Here is a 19351-nt window from a genome sequence, read left to right as displayed (position 1 = left end):
CAGAGTGAAGATGATGAACAATAAGAATATTCTCACGATGATCGGCACACTGCTTACCCTGCTTAGCTTAAGCTTTGCAGGCAGCGCCCATGCCGAAATAGCCTCACCGGAAGAGGCCCTGTTAAAAGCCAGCGAAATCCGTATGTATACCCAGCGGATGCTGAAGGACTATGCCCTTGTTGGCCAAGGCATCCGGGCACGTAAGGCAGAGACCGAGCTACGGGAAACAATCTCGGCCTTTGACTCTCATATGAGCGAACTGCGCAGCTTCGCCAACGACGATGCCACCCGCGCAAATCTCAGTGCTGTAAATGCACTGTGGGAAAAGCTAAAACCCGAGCTGACCAAAGCCCCAAGTAAAAACAGTGCGGAAAACGTACGCGAACAGAGTGAAGCACTGATGCAGAGCGCTGCACAGGTGATCGACTCCATCATTACTGCCAATCAACCCGCCAACAGCAAGCTGATCCGGCTGAGCGGCCGTCAGGCGATGCTGAGCCAGCGTATCGCGGGCACCTATGCTCTGATGGCCTGGGGTTATCAGGACAAATACCGTAGCAGTTACGAGAACAGCTACACCGACTTTCAGGAGACGATGGATCTGATGGAAGGGATTGATCCGGTCAACATCGATGCGGGTAAATCCGATGCGGCGCTCAAGAAGATCAAGCGTCAGTTCAAACGGGTTAAACCAGCAAAAGGTGATACCTTTGTGCCTGGCCTGGTAAACCGCTCCTCAGAAAAATTGCTGAATTCTATCAACAAAGCCAGCACCATCTTTGCAGGCCTCAACTAAACGAACGCTTTTATCCACGTCTGCCGTAAGCCCTGCCATGTGCAGGGCTTTCCATTTCCCGCCCACATTCAACAATGCGTTTTAATTGATCCAGATCAACACTCGCATAGTTCATCCACGAAAGTTCAAGAACACATTAAAAATCATTATATTTCAATGGATTAGAAACAACACCTTTCACGTCCTCATCATAAATAAACGCAATACCGGCCACTAACCCACTCTACCCAATAGCCATCATTGTTTGAATCTACTAGTATCTGTAGTGCTTTTTTAGCGGCTGTTCCGCTCTTTGGATACACCTTCTGTATCGACATATACGAAACGGAATTCAAACACGAGCAAGGTTGCGCGAGACGATCTAAGTGATGATGTACGACTCTCCATATTTTGCATTAGCAAACAACGCGGCACTCCTGCTGGCTATGGGTACCATCTATGATGCAGTGCTGCTGTCATCGCGCGCATCCATTCCCTACAAATCACACTTCAGTGGTATCGCATTGGGCCTGATCGGGATTGCAATCATGGCAACCCCGATGCAAATCACCGATGGCGTGATCATTGATAGCCGTTCCGTTCTGCTCTCGACCGCAGGGCTGTTCTTTGGTTTGATCCCCACCCTGGTGACAGCCCTGTTCACGGTGCTGTTTCGCATACTGGAAGGCGGCCAGGGGATGATGGCGGGTATCGCCTTTATCATTTCCTCCGGCGCGATCGGCTTAATCTGGCGCCACTACCGCAACGCCGAAGGGCGGGCACTGCACTGGACCGAACTGTATATCTTCGGCCTGGCGGTCCATCTGGTCATGCTTTTGATAACCCTTATCTTTCTACCCCAGAGCATCGCCTTTGCTATTACCTCTGCCATTACGCTACCGGTATTGCTGCTCTACCCTGCTGTTACCGTGCTGTTGTGTATGGCCCTCAGCCACCAGCGCACCCGCAAAGAAACAGAAAAGGCCCTGCGTGCCAGCGAACTAAAACACCGGCGTACGGCGGATCAGCTGCAGGCAACGCTGAAAACCATTCCGGACCAACTGTTTGAGATTGATCTGGATGGTCATTACTACGACTGCAGCCAGATCACCAAAGCCGGGCGCGATGATCAGTCAGCACCTATCCTGACCCATCACATCGAACAGATCATGCCAGCTGAAGCCTGTGATGCGCTGCTGCAGGCCCTTCAGGATGCGCTGATTAACGGGCGCAACCACGGCACCCAAATCACCCTTAACGGTAAAGACGGCCCCCGTTGTTTTGAGCTCTCCATCGCCCGCCGCCACACCCGAGCCGATGAAGCGCCACGGTTTGTTGTATTGTCGCGGGATATATCAGACCGCAAAAAGGCGGAACAGGAACTCCATATCGCTGCCACTGCCTTCAACTCGCAGGAAGGCATGATCATCACCGATACCGACCATAAAATTCTGCGCGTCAACAACGCCTTTAGCGATGTGACCGGCTACAGCGCCGAAGAGGTGGTGAACAAGAAACCATCGCTCCTCAGCTCCGGACGCCACGACCGGGATTTCTACGCCAATATGATGAGCGACCTGGAGGAGAACCGGTACTGGCAGGGTGAGATCTGGAATAAACGCAAGAACGGTGAGATTTACCCCGAGTGGCTGACCATCACCGCGGTTACCGATGACCAGGAAAAGGTCACCAACTATGTGGCCGCGTTTATGGATATTACCCAGCGCAAGCAGGCGGAAGCGGATATACACAACCTGGCGTTCTACGACTCGCTCACAGGTCTGCCGAACCGACGACTGCTGCTGGACCGCTTGAAGCAGTCACTTATGTTGCGCAAGCGACGTCCTCAGCTTGGCGCGCTGATGTTTATCGACCTGGACAACTTTAAAACCCTGAACGACACCCGCGGACACGACGTGGGGGATAGCCTGCTTGTGGAAGTCGCCAAGCGCCTGCGCAGCTGTGTGCGTGAGGTCGACACTGTTGCCCGCCTGGGCGGGGATGAATTTATTATCATTCTGGAAGAGCTGAATCAGGACTACCAACAGGCAGCGCTGGATGCGGAACTGGTTGCCGAGAAGGTGGTTGCCGCCCTTAATAACCCCTACCGTCTCAAGCAGGGGGACTATCACGGCACCGCCAGTATCGGCCTGAGCTTGTTCGATCATCGTGACAAGAGCGCCAAGGACCTGCTCAAACGTGCCGATGTCGCCATGTATCAGGCGAAGGAATCCGGTCGTAATACCTTGCGCTTCTTCGATCCAAAAATTCAGCAGGAGCTGTACCTGCAGGCCGAAATCGAAGCAGAACTGCGACGTGCTCTCACCGAGGACCAGTTGGAGCTGTATTTCCAGGTACAAACCCAGCATGGTGAGACGACAGGTGCCGAAGTCCTGCTGCGCTGGAATCACCCGCTAAAAGGTATGATTCCACCTGCGAAGTTTATTCCGCTGGCTGAACAAACGGGCCTGATCGTACAGGTGGGTACCTGGGTGCTGGAGAACGCCTGCCAGCAGCTTACGCGCTGGGCCAACGATCCAGAACTGAATAAACTCACCCTGTCCGTCAATGTCAGTGCCCACCAGTTCAGTGCGTCAGATTTTGTCACCACGGTTGAGCGTATTCTGCAGGAGACCGGTGCTAACCCGAATCTGCTGAAATTCGAGCTGACGGAAAGTGCCGTCCTGATCGACGTTGAAAGCACCGCCGACAAGATGATGCAACTGAAGGAGCTGGGCATCCACTTCGCCATTGATGACTTCGGTACCGGCTACTCCTCCCTGTTCCACCTCAAGCACCTGCCTGTGGACCAGCTGAAAATTGACCGTTCCTTTGTGCGCAACATCACCGACGACCCGGACGACCTGGCCATTGTACAGGCGATTATCGCCATGGCTCACAACCTGGGTATCAGCGTGATTGCAGAGGGTGTAGAAACAGAAGCCCAGAAAGCCTGCCTGCAGCGTCGTAACTGCAACAGCTTCCAGGGTTACCTGTTTAGCCGCCCGGTCCCCCGGGCGCTGTTTGAAGAGTACAAACGGATGAACAGTAACTGTCAGGAAATGGCGTAAGCCTGGCTCCGTTTACGGGCCAGAAACGCTTCCGCCTCTTCCGGCGGCATTGGACGTGCGATGTAGTAGCCCTGGGCCAGGTCGCAACCACGGGCCTGCAGGAACTGCATCTGCTGATCCGTTTCGACCCCTTCAGCCACCACTTTCAGACCAAGGTTCTTGGCCATAGCGATGATCGCTGAGGCAATTTTCTCATCGTCCTGATCCTGAGGAATATCGCTGATAAAGGAACGATCAATCTTCAGCACATCAACCGGCAGCTGCTTCAGATAACTCAGTGACGAATAGCCGGTACCAAAATCGTCGATCGAGATACTCACGCCCAGTTCACGCAACTTGGTCAATGCTTCGATGACACCACCGTCGCTGGTATTCATCACATAACTTTCCGTCACCTCCAGCTCCAGCAGTGCTGGTGACAACCCACTGGCAGTGAGCATCCGCTCAACCTGATCCACAAAATCCCTGCGCATAATCTGTATGCCCGAGATATTCACGGCCACTTTTACATCCAGCCCCTGCTTATTCCAACGGCGGGCCTGGGCACAGGCACTGTTCAGTATCCACTCGCCCATCTGCACGATGAGGCCTGTTTCCTCCGCCAGAGGAATAAACTTATCTGGCGACACCAGCTCACCATCCGGTCGCTGCCAGCGCACCAGCGCTTCAACCGTTACAACCTTGTCACTATCGGTATCAATCAAAGGCTGGTAGTGCAGGATCAACTGCTGCTGTTCGATCGCCTTACGCAGCTCCTGCTCCAGACGGAAATGTTCGTGGCTGCTCTGACTCAGCTCCGGTGAATAGAATGCGTAGGTGTTGCGGCCACTCTCTTTTGCCGAGTACATCGCTGTATCGGCATGCTTGAGCAACTGATCGGAGGAGCAACCATCTTCAGGGAATACACTGAGACCTATGGAACACCCCACAACTGCCTGATGACCGCTCAAGTCGATCGGCTGATTGAGCGAGTGCTGGATCTTATCGGCGATTGACGCCAACATATCGGGGCGCTCGATATCCTCGAGCAGAATCGTAAACTCATCACCACCCAGGCGAGCCACGGTATCCGCCTGGCGTACACAAGCGTTCAGGCGGGTCGCGACCAGTTTGAGGAGATTGTCCCACTGATCGTGCCCCAAGGTGTCGTTTACATACTTAAAGCGGTCAAGGTCGATAAAGAGCACACCCAGCATGCCTTCCTGACGGGTTGCTCGCTCAATGGCGTGTTTCAGACGGTCATTGAAGAGAATACGGTTGGGCAGCCCGGTTAGCACATCGTAGTGGGCAAGGTACTGGATACGCTCTTCGGAGCGCTTCTGCTCGGTGATATCGGTGAACACACTGATATACTGCTGTACCACACCCTCTTCGTCCGTCACCTGCTCAATGCTCTGCAGACAAGGGAACACCACCCCCTGCTGACTGCGATTCCAGACTTCCCCCTGCCAGGAGCCTGCCTGATTGACCTGCCACCAAAGCTGCTCGATAAATCGGTCGTCATGGTGACTGGTACAGAACAGCTCATCCGGTTTTAGGCCGATCACTTCAGACTCGGTAAAACCGGTAATTTCCGTAAAGCCGCGATTCACCTTCACTACACGCCGCTCAGCATTCGCTATCAGAATGCCTTCGCGGGTATTTTCGAATACGCTCGCCGTCATCTGCAGCTGGTTCACCAGAATTTGCCGTTGCAACTCTGCGCTGACGTGGGTCGAGGTTATCTGCAAGAGAGAGCCAACATTCTCAATCCCTTTCAGCGGTTTATCATCCAGTAAAACCACCACCCCCACACACTGCCCGGCCGTATCATGCAGTGGCACACCGGCATAGCTCTCGACGCCCATCTCGACCAGCATCTGATCATTCGGGAACAGCTGCTGTACGTCCTGAGGATAGACACAGGCTCGGTTCTTAATGACGTTCTCACAAGGGGTGTTTTCGAGCAGATAATTGAAGTTATCCAGGTGTTTACCGTTGGCATGAACGGCCAGCGTGCGCACTTCACCGGTAGAATCTGAGAGCAGTTTGCCGATGATCGCATAGGAACAGCCAAACGACCGACATAGGAAGGCAACCATCGCCTCAAAGTATTTTTCACCGCTCAGGCCCGCAATATCCTCCGACAGCCCCCGAAAAAACAGCTCAATCCGTTTCCGCTCGGTAATGTCCTGGATGGTGCCATCCAGCCGGCCTATTTCGGACTGCAGTCGCCCCTGCAGCTCCACATGCCGCAGCTCGCCGCTGTCCATCATGATGCGATGCTCCAGACACATTCTGTTGCCCAGGTCGAGCGCCTGCTCGATCGCTATACGCACATCTGTACGGTCGTCCCGGGGCACGCGTTCCAGAAAGTTATCAAAGGTAAATTCTGATTCCCCTTTGGATATCCCCAGAATTCTGAATACCTCATCACTCCAGTGCGCTTCGTGCGTATCCGGACACCATTGCCACGATCCAATCCGGGCGATGCGCTGTGAATCGAGCAATTTGGTTTCATTTTGGCGCAGCGCCTGCTCTGCCTTTTTGCGCTGGGACACCTCAACCCGCAAACGTCCGATCCAGACGACCGAGAATATAATCATCAACACGCACGCCGCTACTACCGCCAGCACGATGGTGATGAATGTCAGAAAACGCTCCTCTACAGCGGTAGGCAGCGTAAACCAGCTACTCTGCACCGCCCGGTGCTGCCTGTCGCTGATTGTCATAAGGGATTTATTAAGGATTGATACCAGTTCCGGCCAATCCTTGCGCACGGCCATACCCAGCTGGAAGGAATACGGGGTATGAGCGGCAACCTGCAGGTTGGTTAATCCCAGTGTCCGAATCATGTAGGTCGCGGATGCTAGGTTACCAACAAAGTAGTCGATCTCCCCCAACGCTAGTTTTTCTAAGCCCTGCGCCAGGGTTGTGGTCGGCACCAGATACAGCTCGGGATGGTTCTTTTTCAAAAGCTCATGGGACACGTACTGGTTGACGACGCCCACGCTGGAGCCGCGTAACGCACTTAATCCGCCGACGGCGCCGCGCTTACGCTGACTGATGATGACCATGGGAAAGTTAAGGTAGGTGGAAGTAAATTCCAGATACTGACGCCTGGCCCCCGTGGGCATCGCCGCTGGCAACAGGTCGACATCACGCGATCGTGCCGCTTTCAACACCTCCGGCCAGGTGAGATTGGGGGTTACCACCATTTTAACGCCGAGGCGCTCGCTGATCAGACTGATATAGTCTGCAGCCAATCCTTTGTATTCGCCGTCGTCCAGATACTCAAACGGCGGCCACTGCGGATCCACGCCCAACCGGATAACCGGGTGCTGTTTTAACCAAGCCCGTTCTTCGTCCGTCAGCTCATTCCATCCATCTGCCCATACAGGCAAGGTGAACAGCAACATCACAAAGAACGTAACGAGCGGCTGTCTGCTCATACACTGTTTACCTGAGTTGAAACCGTATACCCAGACACCGATTGGCATCCTTCTGTTTAACGACTCGTCCTTAGGCACACCGTAGGACCGGTGACACGTTATCGACTGTGTAAGAATAGACAGAAATATGTAAAAACGCAGAGAAGAGCGGGTCAGAAGTCACTTTCCGACCCGTTTTTTGGGGAAATCGTGTTACAGAATGACGTATTTCAGCGGTGGGAAGCCGTTAAATTCAATCGAACTGTAACTGGTGGTGTACGCACCTGTGGAAAGCCAGTAGATCTTATCGCCTTCCTGCATAGAGAGCGGCAGGGTGTATTTGTGATCTTCGTACATGATGTCCAGGCTGTCACAGGTTGGCCCCGCGAGGATCACCTCTTCCTCTTCACCGTCCCGATCGGTATGGATCTGGTACTTGATCGCTTCACCCATAGTCTCGATCAGGCCATTGAACAGCCCCACGTCGGTATAGACCCAACGCTCCAGCGCCGTAGCCGACTTACGGGAGATCAGTACCACTTCGGACACCAGTACACCGGCATCCCCCACCAGCGAACGCCCAGGCTCCAGGATAATCTCTGGGAGCTCCTCGCCGAAATCTTCCTTCAGGAAGCGGGTAATCTCTTCAACATAGGTGTTGAACTCGTTGGTTTTGTGCAGGTAACTTGCCGGGAAACCACCGCCCATGTTGATCATCTTCAGCGTGATGCCATGTTCCTCTGCCAGACGCTCGAAGATCACCTTAACCTTGGCGATCGCTCCGTCCCACACATCGATGTCACGCTGCTGGGAACCCACATGGAAAGAGACACCATAAGGTTGAAGCCCCAGATCACGAGCCAGCACGGCCAGCTCAATCGCCATCTCCGGGTTGCAGCCGAATTTACGGGACAGCGGCCAGTCCGCACCTTCCGAGCCTTCGGTCAGGACACGGATGTACACACGGGCACCCGGTGCGTGCTTGGCAATGTTACGCAGGTCCGGTTCGGAATCGGTCGCGAAGAGGTCAATGCCACGCTCGTGAAAGTAAGCCACATCGCGGGCCTTCTTAATGGTGTTACCAAAGCTCATGCGGTCCGGTGACACACCAAACTTCATCACCTTATCCAGCTCGAAGGTGGAGGCAATATCAAAGTTGGCACCGCGTTCAGCCAGCAGTTCGATAATCTCGTCTGCCGGGTTGGCCTTAACCGCGTAGAAGATACGTGCGTAGTCGAACCCCTGCTCGAGCTCGTCGTACTTCTCTTTAATGCTGTTGAGATCAAGCGCCAGAAACGGCGTCTCGTGGGTTTCCGCAAGCTTTTTGATCTTTTGCCACACCTGCGGGCACATCTTCTCAGCAACGTTCATCTATATGGGTACTCACAGAGAAATCGGGGGATCACCCCAAGGTTGAGAAACACAGCCGCCTAAGGATAGTGGCGGCTGTTCAGACGGATTTGCGGCGAAGTATAGTGCAACAATGAAAGCTGGGAAATCTTTTTTAGAGCTCTCGTTCAGGACGCTTGGCCACGCTTTATCAAACGCTCAATTTCATTAAATGAGCCGGCTTCATACATCACTTCAAAGTTGATGCGCAGGTATCGGGAGATGTCGCTGGCGGAGATGATGCCACGAATACGTGTGTGGCCTGGTTCTTTCTCGTCAGTCACCAGCACGTGGTGATCACCGGAGCTTTTCATGGTCAGCATCACGTCACCGATCTTGGCACAGCGTACCTGATCAAAGGTCAGCGCTTTCATGTGCAAAGCATCCAGCATCAGGTGGCGCACCTCAACCTTATCGCGTTCACAGTTATGCTGCTGCATCACACTCTGAGGTTTATCGCTTTCGATGTCTGCAGACGACACCACCCCACTCAATTGATGATCTCCATTTACAGCAAACAGCATACGCACATGCTGCGCTTTCATGTGTTCCAACGCTTCATCAATCTGCAGGGTTTCACTGACCGTCACCGGCCAGGTTCGTTCAAAGTCGGTCATCACCTCTAAGGCAGGACTGCGTAACGAACCCGGCTTACGTTCATGGTCAGGCGTTACAAGCTCACTTACACCATCCAGGTTGCCCAAACGGATAGGGTAGAATTCTTGAAACATCGTCACGCCTCCGATCTGTATTTTATAGTTATCGTTACAGCATAGCCTGTAGAGGAGCCGTTGTCTTTCGCAATTGTGCCTTCTTTTTTAACAACTTAGATAACATTCATACAGTGACTATGCCATCCAGCCCTATAACAGAAAGCGCCCCTCGCTGATCAGCACTGATTGCCCGGCCACCGAAAGTTCAGTTACCACACCGTCATTAAAGGTTGCCCCGCATTCGATGCGGCTTGGGCGCCCCATACGCACACCCTGCTCCACCATAAAAGTCAGCACTTCGTGCTTAAAATTTTGCTGAACCGCTTCCAGTGCAAGCGCACCCGTTAGCGCGGCAGCTGCGCTGCCCGTTGCCGGATCTTCCGGAATACCAAATGCCGGCCCAAACATACGTGTGTACAGTTGCCCATCCTCTTTCCGGCTGAACAGGTACAGATCACTCAGGGAATTGTCCGGGCAGCGTTCTTTCCAAACACCCAGGTTTAACTCAGCCTGGTCGACGGTTTCCTGATCAGCCAACTCGAGCATCTGAAACGGAATACCACAGCTCGACACAATAGGTTTGCGCACCACTGCCTCCTTATTGATACCCAACAGATCCGCCACATCCTGTTCTGTCAGGTGTGATTCTGAAACCTCAGGCAACTGCGCCACTTTAAAACGCGCAAAGCCCTGATGCAGTGATACCTCCACCGGCACATCACCCACACCCTCTTTCAGCACCAACTGCTCACCCGTCGCCAATCCGAGCTTTGCGAGCAGAAACGCCGTACCTACCGTTGGGTGTCCGGCAAATGGCAACTCACTTGCCGGTGTAAAAATTCTGATCGGGAACTGATTCTCGGCTACCGGATCTCCTACAAACACCGTTTCCGACAGGTTCAGCTCACGGGCAATCTGCTGCATCGTCGCGCCATCGATTCCTTCTGCCTGGGGAAAAACTGCCAGCGGGTTGCCGCCAAACCTCTGGTTAGTAAATACGTCCAGCGTGTAATAGCCGTAATTCATACCAACTCTCCTTTTATTGCCGCCAGAACGGCTTTTTACCTTCATGCAGTGCCGTTGCCCGGGTCAGCCCTATATCCTTCAACATCTGGTCATCCAATGCCAGCAATTGGCGCCTTTGTCGATAGCGCGCATACCAGCACTCACCGACCTCCACTATCCAACTTAATCTCTTGATCATCCTCCTTTTCATAGCCATCTATCTCCGTAGTAATTCACAGGAGAAAAGCTTAAGCTGGAGCACAAAACCAATACAGATCTAAAAACAGACAACATATACCAGTACAGATATATATCTATCTGAACTGCACCGGTTGGTTTTAGTAGGATCTGTACCGGTAGCCAGGAGGATTCGGGGCGTGGCAAACACACTGTACGAACAGGTAGCGGATGAACTCATCACCCGTATTGAAGGCGGTTACTACAGCGTCGGCCAAAAGCTGCCCTCAATCCGTGACTTGTCGAAGGAATACGGCGTCAGTATCTCTACAGTGCAGGAAGCATACCGATTGCTTGAGGTGCGAAGCTTTACAGAGATACGCCCAAAGTCCGGTCACTTCGTCAAAGCGCGTAACACCCAACTCATACAGCCGGAGATCCGACCATTACCCCAGCAACCGGTCGAGATATCGGCCTGGCACGATATCATGACGATGCTCGAAGCAGACGACGCCAGTGATGTTCTCAATCTGGGTTGGGCGGTCCCGGATCTGGACAGCCCCACCCTAAAACCGCTCACCAAAGAGCTGGCAGACATCAACCGCCGCCAAGGGATGCGTAACTACGCGTACGATTCCTTTCGCGGCAATAAAAAACTACGCCACCAGATCGCCCGCCTGGGCGTGGATGCGGGTCTGCAGCTGCATCCGGACGAGATCCTGATTACGAACGGCTGCCAGGAAGCCCTTTCGTGTAGTTTGCGTGCCGTCACCCAACCGGGGGATGTGGTCGCCGTTGATTCACCGTTTTACTTCGGTGCGGTACAGATAATCGAAGCCTGCGGCCTGAAAGCGATCGAGATCCCTAGCCACAAAGATACCGGTATCAGCCTCGAAGCGATGGAGCTGGCGCTCTCCCAGTGGCCGGTGAAAGCCTTGGTGCTGACGCCCACCTGTAACAACCCGATGGGCTACTCCATACCGGAAAAGGATCGCCCTAGGATCGTTGAATTGTGCAATCAGCACGATGTGGTGTTGATCGAAGATGACATTTACGGTGACCTCTCCTTTCAGTATCCCCGTCCGCGCAGCCTGAAGTCTTTCGATACCGAAGACCGGGTGATTCTGTGCTCTTCGTTCTCAAAAACAGTCGCCCCCGGATTGCGGGTCGGCTGGGTGGTACCCGGCCGCTATCAGGAGCAGATCCTGCATATCCGCTATATATCCAGCATCAGCATCTCCACACTGCCGCAACTGGCGATGGCGGAGTTTATTGCCCAAGGTGCCTATGAACGTCACCTGCGCCGAATGCGCAGTAACTATCAGCGCGGCCGGGATATCCTGATCGAGTTGATCCAGCGCTATTTCCCTGAGAACACCCGTATGACCTACCCGCAAGGTGGCTTTGTCATCTGGGTAGAGCTGCCGGGTGATGTCGACACCATGGAGCTAAACCGTCGCGCACGTGCGTACGGTATCAGTTTCGCCCCAGGCCAGGTATTTACAACAACCGACAAGTACCGAAATCAGATGCGCCTGAATTACAACAGATGCCCATCCGAGGAAGTGGAAGATGCAATTCGCACCTTGGGTAGATTAAGCAGCGAGATGATACGCGCCAACGCCTGAAGCACAGGCGGCGATTGAATTAACTGGACCGCTAACGTGGGATACAACGAAGGCAAAGCACTTTAGCATTTGCCTCGCAGATCAAAAACTTATTCAGCATTTTGCTGACATTTTATACATAGGCGGCTTTCCGGATAAGCCTGCAGACGAGCAAGACTGATTGGCTCGTCACAAACCTCACAGTATCCGTAGTCGTCAGATTCAAGATGGCGCATGGCGTGGTACACCTGCTCCAGTCGCTGCTCGCAACGGGCCAGGTTTGCCTGGGCCATGCTTTGCTGCTGCAACGCGTCACCACGCGAGACGCGTCCGACAGCCTGTTGGTCCAACGCAACGGGTTTTGCATGTTCCTTCAGACTGTCGATTTCCGTACGCAACTCCAGCTCCAGCGTTTCCAACCTCACAAGGAGCGAGTCGAGCATAACCTTGTCGCCTGGATCAATCATCTGTGTCTGTACTCCCTTATCCAGACCTGAGCTGCGTGCGATGTAGTGTTGGATTTATTTTGCCAGATCAACAAAGACCTGAATTGCGCCAGTCAGACCCGCATCATCGCAGCTTGCACAGGTACCTTTTGGTGGCATTGCGCCTTTACCTGATTTAACGGTTGTCAGCATCGCATCCATACCTTTTGCGATACGTGGCTGCCATGCAGCCGCATCACCGGTTTTTGGTGCGCCGGCCAACCCGGTATCGTGGCACGCCTTACAATGTTTCTCGAAAACCGCCTGACCATCTGCCATTACCGGGCTCGAAATCAGCATAGCAGCAAAGAGGGAAACAACTGTCTTTTTCATTTTTTGTAATCTCCAGCATCACAAGAGTTTTTCCCTATTGAATGCCAAAACTTGTAGTCGAACCTTGATCTGGCTCACCCCCGCCCTAAACAACACACATTTTTAACAGGCACAAAAAAGGCGGCCTGTAGGCCGCCTTTTAAACAGAACTCAAACTCAAATTTCGCTTTAGCTGTTAACTAGACAGTTCCAGCAACAGTTTGTTCAGTCGGGACACGTACGCCGCTGGATCTTCCAGCTGGCCACCCGCTGCCAGGTCAGCCTGCTCGAACAGTACCAGCCCCAGTTCAGCAAAGCGGTCTTCGTCCACTTCCTGATCCAGCTTGTTGATCAGAGGGTGTTCCGGGTTGATCTCGAAGATCGGCTTCACATCAGGCACTGCCTGACCTGCCGCCTCCATGATCTTACGCATCTGCGCACCCATGTCGTGGTCACCGATCACCAGACACGCTGGTGAGTCGGTCAGACGGTGGGTCACACGTACTTCGGACACTTTGGAGTCCAGCTTCTCTTTCAGACGCTCGATCAGCGCTTCCTTGGATTTCGCCAGTTCTTCCTGTGCCTGCTTCTCTTCTTCAGATTCCGCTTCGCCCAGGTCCAGCTCACCTTTGGTTACATCCTGGAAGGACTTGCCGTCAAAATCGAACAGGTGGCTCATCATCCACTCGTCGATACGATCGGTCATCAGCAGTACTTCGATGCCTTTCTTACGGAAGATCTCCAGGTGCGGACTGTTCTTCGCAGTCTGGTAGTTATCCGCTACAACGTAGTAGATCTTGTCCTGACCTTCCTGCATGCGAGATACGTAATCTTCCAGCGATACGTTCTGGGTTGCGTCGTCGTTGTGGGTAGACGCAAAACGCATCAGCTTGGCAATCTTTTCTTTGTTGCCGTGATCTTCCGCCGGACCTTCTTTGATCACCTGACCGAACTCGTTCCAGAACTCCTGATATTTTTCTGGGTGGTTTTTGCCCAGTTTGATCAGGGTATCCAGGGCACGCTTGGTCAACGCGCTGCGCAGCTTGTCGACGTTCGGGTCTTTCTGCAGGATCTCACGGGATACGTTCAGGGACAGGTCCTTGGTATCCACCACACCTTTCAGGAAGCGCAGGTACAGCGGCAGGAACTCATCCGCCTGATCCATGATGAATACACGCTGCACGTACAGTTTCAGGCCACGTGGTGCTTCGCGGTTCCACAGGTCGAACGGTGCGCGAGCCGGGATGTACAGCAGGCTGGTGTACTCCAGGTTACCCTCTACAGCGTTGTGCGCCCAGGTCAGTGGATCAGTGAAATCGTGGGAGATGTGCTTGTAGAACTCGTTGTAGTCTTCGTCGCTCAGCTCGGACTTGTTACGAGTCCACAGTGCTGTTGCGCTGTTAACGGTTTCATCTTCCGGCGCCTTTTCCTCTTCGCCTTCTGCCGCAGGCATTGGCTCGGACTGCATGATCACAGGAATGGCGATGTGGTCGGAGTACTTGCGTACCAGAGAGCGCAAGCGCCAGCCATCGGCAAACTCTTCTTCACCCTCTTTCAGGTGCAGCACGATGCGGGTACCACGACCCGCTTTCTCGGTGGTCGCGATGGTGAATTCACCTTCACCGGTAGAGCTCCAGTGCACGCCATCCGCTTTGTCAGCGCCCGCCTTACGGGTAAATACATCAACCTTGTCAGCAACGATGAAAGAGGAGTAGAAGCCCACACCAAACTGACCGATCAGCGCACTGTCTTTCGCCTGATCACCGGTCAACTGGGAGAAGAACTGAGAGGTACCGGATTTAGCGATAGTCCCCAGGTGCTCAACCACCTCATCGCGGGTCATACCGATACCGTTGTCGTCGATGGTGACGGTCTTCGCATCTTTATCAAACTCGATGCGGATCTTCAGATCACCGTCGTCTTCGTACAGTTCGCCGTTAGACAGCGCTTCAAAACGCAGTTTCTCTGCTGCGTCGGACGCGTTAGAGATCAGCTCACGCAGAAAGATCTCCTTGTTGGAGTACAAGGAGTGGATCATCAGGTGCAGTAGCTGTTTTACTTCTGTCTGAAATCCGTGGGTTTCGGAATGTGTTTCTGTGCTCATAGATGACTAGCCCAAACTTTCAGTTGAAACGTAATCTCGACCGGCCTTAACAACCGATCTTCTTTGGTTTCATACCAAGATTGGGGCTGGGTCATCTATTTCAAGGGCTGTTTTTAATTTCCCTTAAGATAGGAACCTGCTAACAAGTCCGAAACGCCTCTGGCATTCAGAGCGATTCGAGATCAAGGCAGCGGTTACAGCCATGCTGGTTGCCTGGCGAAAACCGTTAACACAGATATCGGATTGCTCTGAATGCCCCAAAGGGCGGGCGCTAAAACAGCTTTCTGCTTTGTCAGGAAGCTTGGAAAGGACCAATCATTCCACTGCGCTTCCTTTCGCGCATTAAGCTGTTTTATCGACCGCAGAGAAAGTATCGGACTTATTAGCAGGTTCCCTAACTAGGTTTAACAAGGAAGTGGGCGCGAGCGGTGGCGATCGGTTCGCTGCGTTTCTCCTGCCAAGCGATTACCGAGCAGTTGGTGACACGACGGCCCTGACGCTCAAGCTGACACATGGCAAAGGTGTCACGATCAAGCCCTGCGCGCATGTAATCTACGGAGAAATCGATGATCTTCGGTAGCTCGGGCGTAGTGGTTTGCAGCAACACCTGAAACGCCGCAGACAGCTCCATAAACGCGGCGATCACACCACCGTGGATTGCCGGCAGGGTTGGGTTGCCGAGGTTGTCTGGATTGCGCGGCAGGCGGAATACCATCTCCTCGCCGAACCGCTCACAGTTAACGCCGATTACATTGGCATAGGGGATCAGCTCAATCAGCGGGTTGTAGTCACCGGTTTCATGCGCTTTGGCAACGGTTTGTTCAAGACTGATCATGCCCTCACCTCCCCATCATCGTCGTAACTCTCAATCTCACCTTCCACCAGCGCTTTCATCTTCGGATCCACCACATCGGTGCCCAGACGCATAAAGGTACCAATACCAAAAGCCACCGGCTCATCGACAGAGGTTTGATACACGGTAGCTCGGGTGAACATCACGCTGCGGGTGGTGCGGTAACATTCCGCCTGGATATAGAGCGGCTGGTTTTTCTCCGGTGCCTTCATGTGGTCGATACGCAGATCCAGCGTTGGAGCGATCTCAAATTCCGGCAGCACACAGAGCGTAGATACAGCAGAGGCAGTATCGATCAGGGTGGTCAGTGCACCACCTAGCAGGTAGGTGGTGGTCTTGTCACTTTTCAGCTGATCCTGAACCGGCAGCACCAGGGTTACCCGGCGCTCATCGGCCTTGATCACACGCAATCCCAGTTTGCGGACATGGGCCAGCGCGTCCATAAATCGCTGGCAGCGTGCTTCAATTTCAGGATTTCTCATCGACAGGACCAACACTCATCATCAGGGTTTTCAAGGTTGAGGACTTAAATTCACGGCGATACAGCACGTATACCACACCGGTGGAAAGTGCCATAAACAACCAGGGGTTAATAAACCAACCCAGCATCGCCAGGCTGAAGTAATAGGATCGCAGACCAAAATTAAAGTGGTTGGCAGCCATGGAGCTCATGATCGCAATCCGGTTAGCAATACTTTGCTTCTCCTGCTCGCTGATCTGGTCTTCCGGCCCCGGTGCGCCACCCACCATCACTGAGACGAAGCCGTATTGGCGTAGGCTCCAGGTGAACTTAAAGAAGGCGTAGATAAAGAGCGCAATGATCACCAGCAGCTTCACCTCCCATTCCTGGCGGGTGGCTTCCATTGAAAATGGGATGTCTGCGATCACATTGATCGCCTGCTCGGTTGACCCCAACACGGTCATCAAACCCGCCAGAATCAGCATTGTAGTTGAGGCAAAAAATGATACGCTACGCTCCAGATTTGCGACCACCGTCGCATCGGCGATGCGCATATCGCGATCCAGCATGCGCATCATCCACTCAGTCCGGTACATATGCATAATACTGGCAAGACAGGCCGTGTCATAACTCCGCTTTTTGGAGTAGTACATGTAGCCCTTGAAACAGATCAGGAACCACACCATTGCCAGAAGGTTCAGCCAGTTGAGCTGAATAAACTGCAAAACCGTATCCATGTTTTCTACCTGAGTACAGAAACAAACTAACCTATTGTAATTTAAGGCAGAGAGGCTGTCAGTTCAGAAGCAGTCCTCTCCCCCAGAACTGACAAAAAGCAACCGGCACAGACCGCATGAGCAGCACACCGCAAAACCTCTCTTTGGGCATCGCATTTGCGATTGGTACCTCGTTGACGATGAGTATCGCCGCAGCCCTGATCAAGTACACCTCGGCGATGGTCAGCATCGAAACCATCGTCTTTAGTCAGTACCTGGTCTGTGTCACCGTGATGCTGCCCTGGTTGGTGCGCAAAGGTCCAAGTGCACTGAAAACCGAACAACCCGGGTTACACTTGGTGCGCGGTATTTCCGGCTGGGCCTGCTTCTACTGCTATTACCTGGCCCTGAATTACGTACCACTTGTGGATGCTGCACTGCTGCGTAACTCGGCACCGCTCTGTGTACCGCTGTTGCTGTTACTGTGGAAAGGGATTCGGATTCCCGCCCTGCGCTGGTTGCCAATTTTTATCGGTTTGGCGGGCGTATTGCTGATTCTTAAACCGGGCTCTGACGGCCTGAGTTTCTGGCATTTGATCGGCTTTGGATCGGCCATCGCATTGGCGGGCTCCATGGTAACCACCCGCTTCCTGACCCTGACCGAGTCAAGCAACCTGATCATCTTCTACTACTTCGCAATCTCTACCGTAACGGCCGCCCCGCTGGCCCTGCTGAGCTGGCAACCGGTGCCTGCGGAAGCCTGGCTGCCGCTGCTGCTGATCGGCCTATCGATCTGGCTGGTGATGTGGCTCTATACCCAGGCCTACCGCTATGCCAAAGCCTCGGTGATCTCGCCACTGAACTACCTGGGCGTGGTGTTTACCGGTTTCTGGGGCTGGATGTTCTGGGAGCAGATTCCCGATCACCTGGCGATCATCGGTACACTGCTAGTATGCGCCGGGGGTGTATTGGCGATGTTTCTGGGCAAGGAGCCAGAGCAAACCACTGCTCCAGCCCCAGAACAACGTTAGCCTCTAAAGGACATCGATTGAGCGGGCGCGCATACCGCGGCCATTGTGGAAGAGATCGCCATCCACCTGACCACTGCGCAGATCCGCCAGCAGGATATGTGACTCATCGATCAGCAACGCGGCAGTCTGAGACAGCTCACCAGCGTAGATGTCGTGGTACGGCTCGGAAAACACCAGGCGCTGCTCGATATCATCAGACGCCATCAACTCGATAAAGTACGGGCGCCAGCTCCAATCGCAGCCTTCCGGTTCACGGTTGATCTTCCATGCACCGGACCGGTTTTCATAGTTCGGCGAAATCTGTGTCCCGGTACGATCGCAGATATAAAACCGCAACATCTGTCCGGTGGGCAGATAGTGCTCAAGGTCGATTGTCCCCGCAACCACACCCTTGGCACGGATCTGCTCGCGCAAGCCAACCAGTTCCGCACTGACTTTCTGTGCCAGCCACTGGCTGCGGGTGGAGCTGTCCAATGCCATATCGCGATAGCTATCCCGCAATAGGGTCGACTGACGATTAAAGTGGTCACTTGGCAGTGCGTGGGAGCGCGCCTCTGAAAACAGGAAGCCCTGCATGTAATAGGCATTGCAGGTAAGCGCCAAGAAATACGCCTCTTCCGTTTCAACACCTTCGCACAGCACCTTCGCCCCCAGACGAGATGCCATCTCTCCCAGCACCTGGATCATCGACGCGTTACGCGGGTTATCCAAGCCGTCACGCAACAACTTCATATCCAGTTTCACTACGTCTGGCAGTAATAGTGCTACCCGGTCCAGCTGGGAAAAATCAGCGCCAAAATCGTCAATAGCGATCCTGAACCCAGCCTCGCGGTACAGCGATACGGCCTGGCAGATCAGGTCCAGATCCCCGCTTAATTCGGTGATTTCGATCATCACACGAGATGGATCTACCTGAAGCTCTTCCAACATCGCCAGCGTCGGTAATTCACCCGCTTCAGCCACATACTGCAACCATTCCGGTGAAAGGTTGATACTAATAAAGCTATCCCCAGGAATCTCTTTTAACGCAGACAGCGCCTGATAGCGCACATGGCGATCCGCGTTGATACGCTCATCGGGTTCTATCGTGGGATCAGAAAAATAGGCGCCTGCAGATACCACCTCACCCTGCTGATTGCGGGTGCGCGCCAACGCTTCATAACCGGCAATACGACCACTGGCTGTTTCCACAATCGGCTGATACCAAGGGAACAGTTCCATATCCATTGCTTATATACCTTGT

General features: G+C 53.5%; 16 protein-coding genes. 4 read left to right on the top strand and 12 right to left on the bottom strand.

Features of this window, described 5'->3' with window-relative positions; translation table 11 throughout:
* Positions 1-10: 10 nt before the first annotated feature.
* Together ACEQ15_RS06050 and ACEQ15_RS06045 are read left to right on the top strand one after the other, a co-directional pair.
* Complete coding sequence (locus tag ACEQ15_RS06050) at positions 11-796, top strand: type IV pili methyl-accepting chemotaxis transducer N-terminal domain-containing protein (RefSeq protein WP_370298688.1); 786 nt, start codon at positions 11-13, stop codon at positions 794-796.
* Between the two features lie 368 nt (positions 797-1164).
* Positions 1165-3846 carry an EAL domain-containing protein gene (locus ACEQ15_RS06045; RefSeq protein ID WP_370278187.1) on the top strand — a complete coding sequence of 894 codons (2682 nt, stop codon included), beginning with the start codon at positions 1165-1167 and terminating at the stop codon, positions 3844-3846.
* On the opposite strand, the gene ACEQ15_RS06040 is transcribed toward ACEQ15_RS06045, so the two are convergent.
* The 5 genes from ACEQ15_RS06040 to ACEQ15_RS06020 all read right to left on the bottom strand — a co-directional run bounded on the left by ACEQ15_RS06040 (position 3831) and on the right by ACEQ15_RS06020 (position 10562).
* Entirely contained in the window at positions 3831-7277 is a 3447-nt protein-coding gene (locus ACEQ15_RS06040; RefSeq protein WP_370278186.1) for an EAL domain-containing protein, read from the bottom strand. The two genes, ACEQ15_RS06045 and ACEQ15_RS06040, sit on opposite strands and share 16 nt — an antisense overlap.
* A 192-nt stretch (positions 7278-7469) precedes the next feature.
* Positions 7470-8627, bottom strand: coding sequence for a type III PLP-dependent enzyme (locus ACEQ15_RS06035; RefSeq protein WP_370278185.1), 1158 nt, complete (start codon positions 8625-8627; stop codon positions 7470-7472).
* A gap of 146 nt (positions 8628-8773) precedes the next feature.
* Positions 8774-9376 carry a CBS domain-containing protein gene (locus ACEQ15_RS06030; RefSeq protein WP_370278184.1) on the bottom strand — a complete coding sequence of 201 codons (603 nt, stop codon included), beginning with the start codon at positions 9374-9376 and terminating at the stop codon, positions 8774-8776.
* Between the two features lie 132 nt (positions 9377-9508).
* A complete protein-coding gene (locus ACEQ15_RS06025) occupies positions 9509-10384 on the bottom strand; it encodes a PhzF family phenazine biosynthesis protein (protein ID WP_370278183.1) in 876 nt (291 codons plus the stop codon).
* Between the two features lie 13 nt (positions 10385-10397).
* Positions 10398-10562 (bottom strand): DUF1127 domain-containing protein, encoded by a 165-nt coding sequence (locus ACEQ15_RS06020; protein ID WP_370278182.1) that lies wholly within the window; start codon positions 10560-10562, stop codon positions 10398-10400.
* Positions 10563-10740: 178 nt separating this feature from the next.
* Here ACEQ15_RS06020 and ACEQ15_RS06015 point away from each other — a divergent pair, with 178 nt between their 5' ends.
* Positions 10741-12168, top strand: coding sequence for a PLP-dependent aminotransferase family protein (locus tag ACEQ15_RS06015; protein ID WP_370278181.1), 1428 nt, complete (start codon positions 10741-10743; stop codon positions 12166-12168).
* A gap of 89 nt (positions 12169-12257) precedes the next feature.
* Here ACEQ15_RS06015 and ACEQ15_RS06010 read toward each other — a convergent pair whose 3' ends face one another.
* From ACEQ15_RS06010 to ACEQ15_RS05985, 6 genes are all read right to left on the bottom strand, one after another.
* Entirely contained in the window at positions 12258-12614 is a 357-nt protein-coding gene (locus tag ACEQ15_RS06010; RefSeq protein ID WP_370278180.1) for a TraR/DksA family transcriptional regulator, read from the bottom strand.
* Positions 12615-12668: 54 nt separating this feature from the next.
* Positions 12669-12965 carry a cytochrome c5 family protein gene (locus ACEQ15_RS06005; protein WP_370278179.1) on the bottom strand — a complete coding sequence of 99 codons (297 nt, stop codon included), beginning with the start codon at positions 12963-12965 and terminating at the stop codon, positions 12669-12671.
* Between the two features lie 175 nt (positions 12966-13140).
* Entirely contained in the window at positions 13141-15048 is a 1908-nt protein-coding gene (htpG, locus tag ACEQ15_RS06000; RefSeq protein ID WP_370278178.1) for a molecular chaperone HtpG, read from the bottom strand.
* Between the two features lie 394 nt (positions 15049-15442).
* Entirely contained in the window at positions 15443-15883 is a 441-nt protein-coding gene (locus tag ACEQ15_RS05995) for a PaaI family thioesterase (RefSeq protein WP_370278177.1), read from the bottom strand.
* Positions 15880-16383: a PaaI family thioesterase gene (locus tag ACEQ15_RS05990; RefSeq protein WP_370278176.1), complete on the bottom strand. Its 504-nt coding sequence runs from the start codon at positions 16381-16383 to the stop codon at positions 15880-15882. Before ACEQ15_RS05990 ends, ACEQ15_RS05995 begins: the two co-directional genes overlap by 4 nt.
* Positions 16370-17098: a DUF599 domain-containing protein gene (locus ACEQ15_RS05985; RefSeq protein WP_370278175.1), complete on the bottom strand. Its 729-nt coding sequence runs from the start codon at positions 17096-17098 to the stop codon at positions 16370-16372. The genes ACEQ15_RS05990 and ACEQ15_RS05985 overlap by 14 nt, the downstream gene beginning before the upstream one ends.
* Positions 17099-17214: 116 nt before the next feature.
* On the opposite strand from ACEQ15_RS05985, the gene ACEQ15_RS05980 reads away from it, so the two are divergent.
* On the top strand, positions 17215-18108 hold the full coding sequence (locus ACEQ15_RS05980) for a DMT family transporter (protein WP_370278174.1): 894 nt from the start codon (positions 17215-17217) through the stop codon (positions 18106-18108).
* Between the two features lie 3 nt (positions 18109-18111).
* Here the strand turns inward: ACEQ15_RS05980 and ACEQ15_RS05975 are convergent, their stop codons facing one another.
* Complete coding sequence (locus ACEQ15_RS05975; protein ID WP_370278173.1) at positions 18112-19335, bottom strand: EAL domain-containing protein; 1224 nt, start codon at positions 19333-19335, stop codon at positions 18112-18114.
* Positions 19336-19351: the final 16 nt, after the last annotated feature.

This window comes from Pontibacterium sp., from assembly GCF_964228735.1.
Taxonomy (GTDB): domain Bacteria; phylum Pseudomonadota; class Gammaproteobacteria; order Pseudomonadales; family Balneatricaceae; genus Pontibacterium.
The sequence above is the reverse complement of the archived record's forward strand: the minus strand, read 5'-3'. Positions and strand labels throughout refer to the sequence as shown.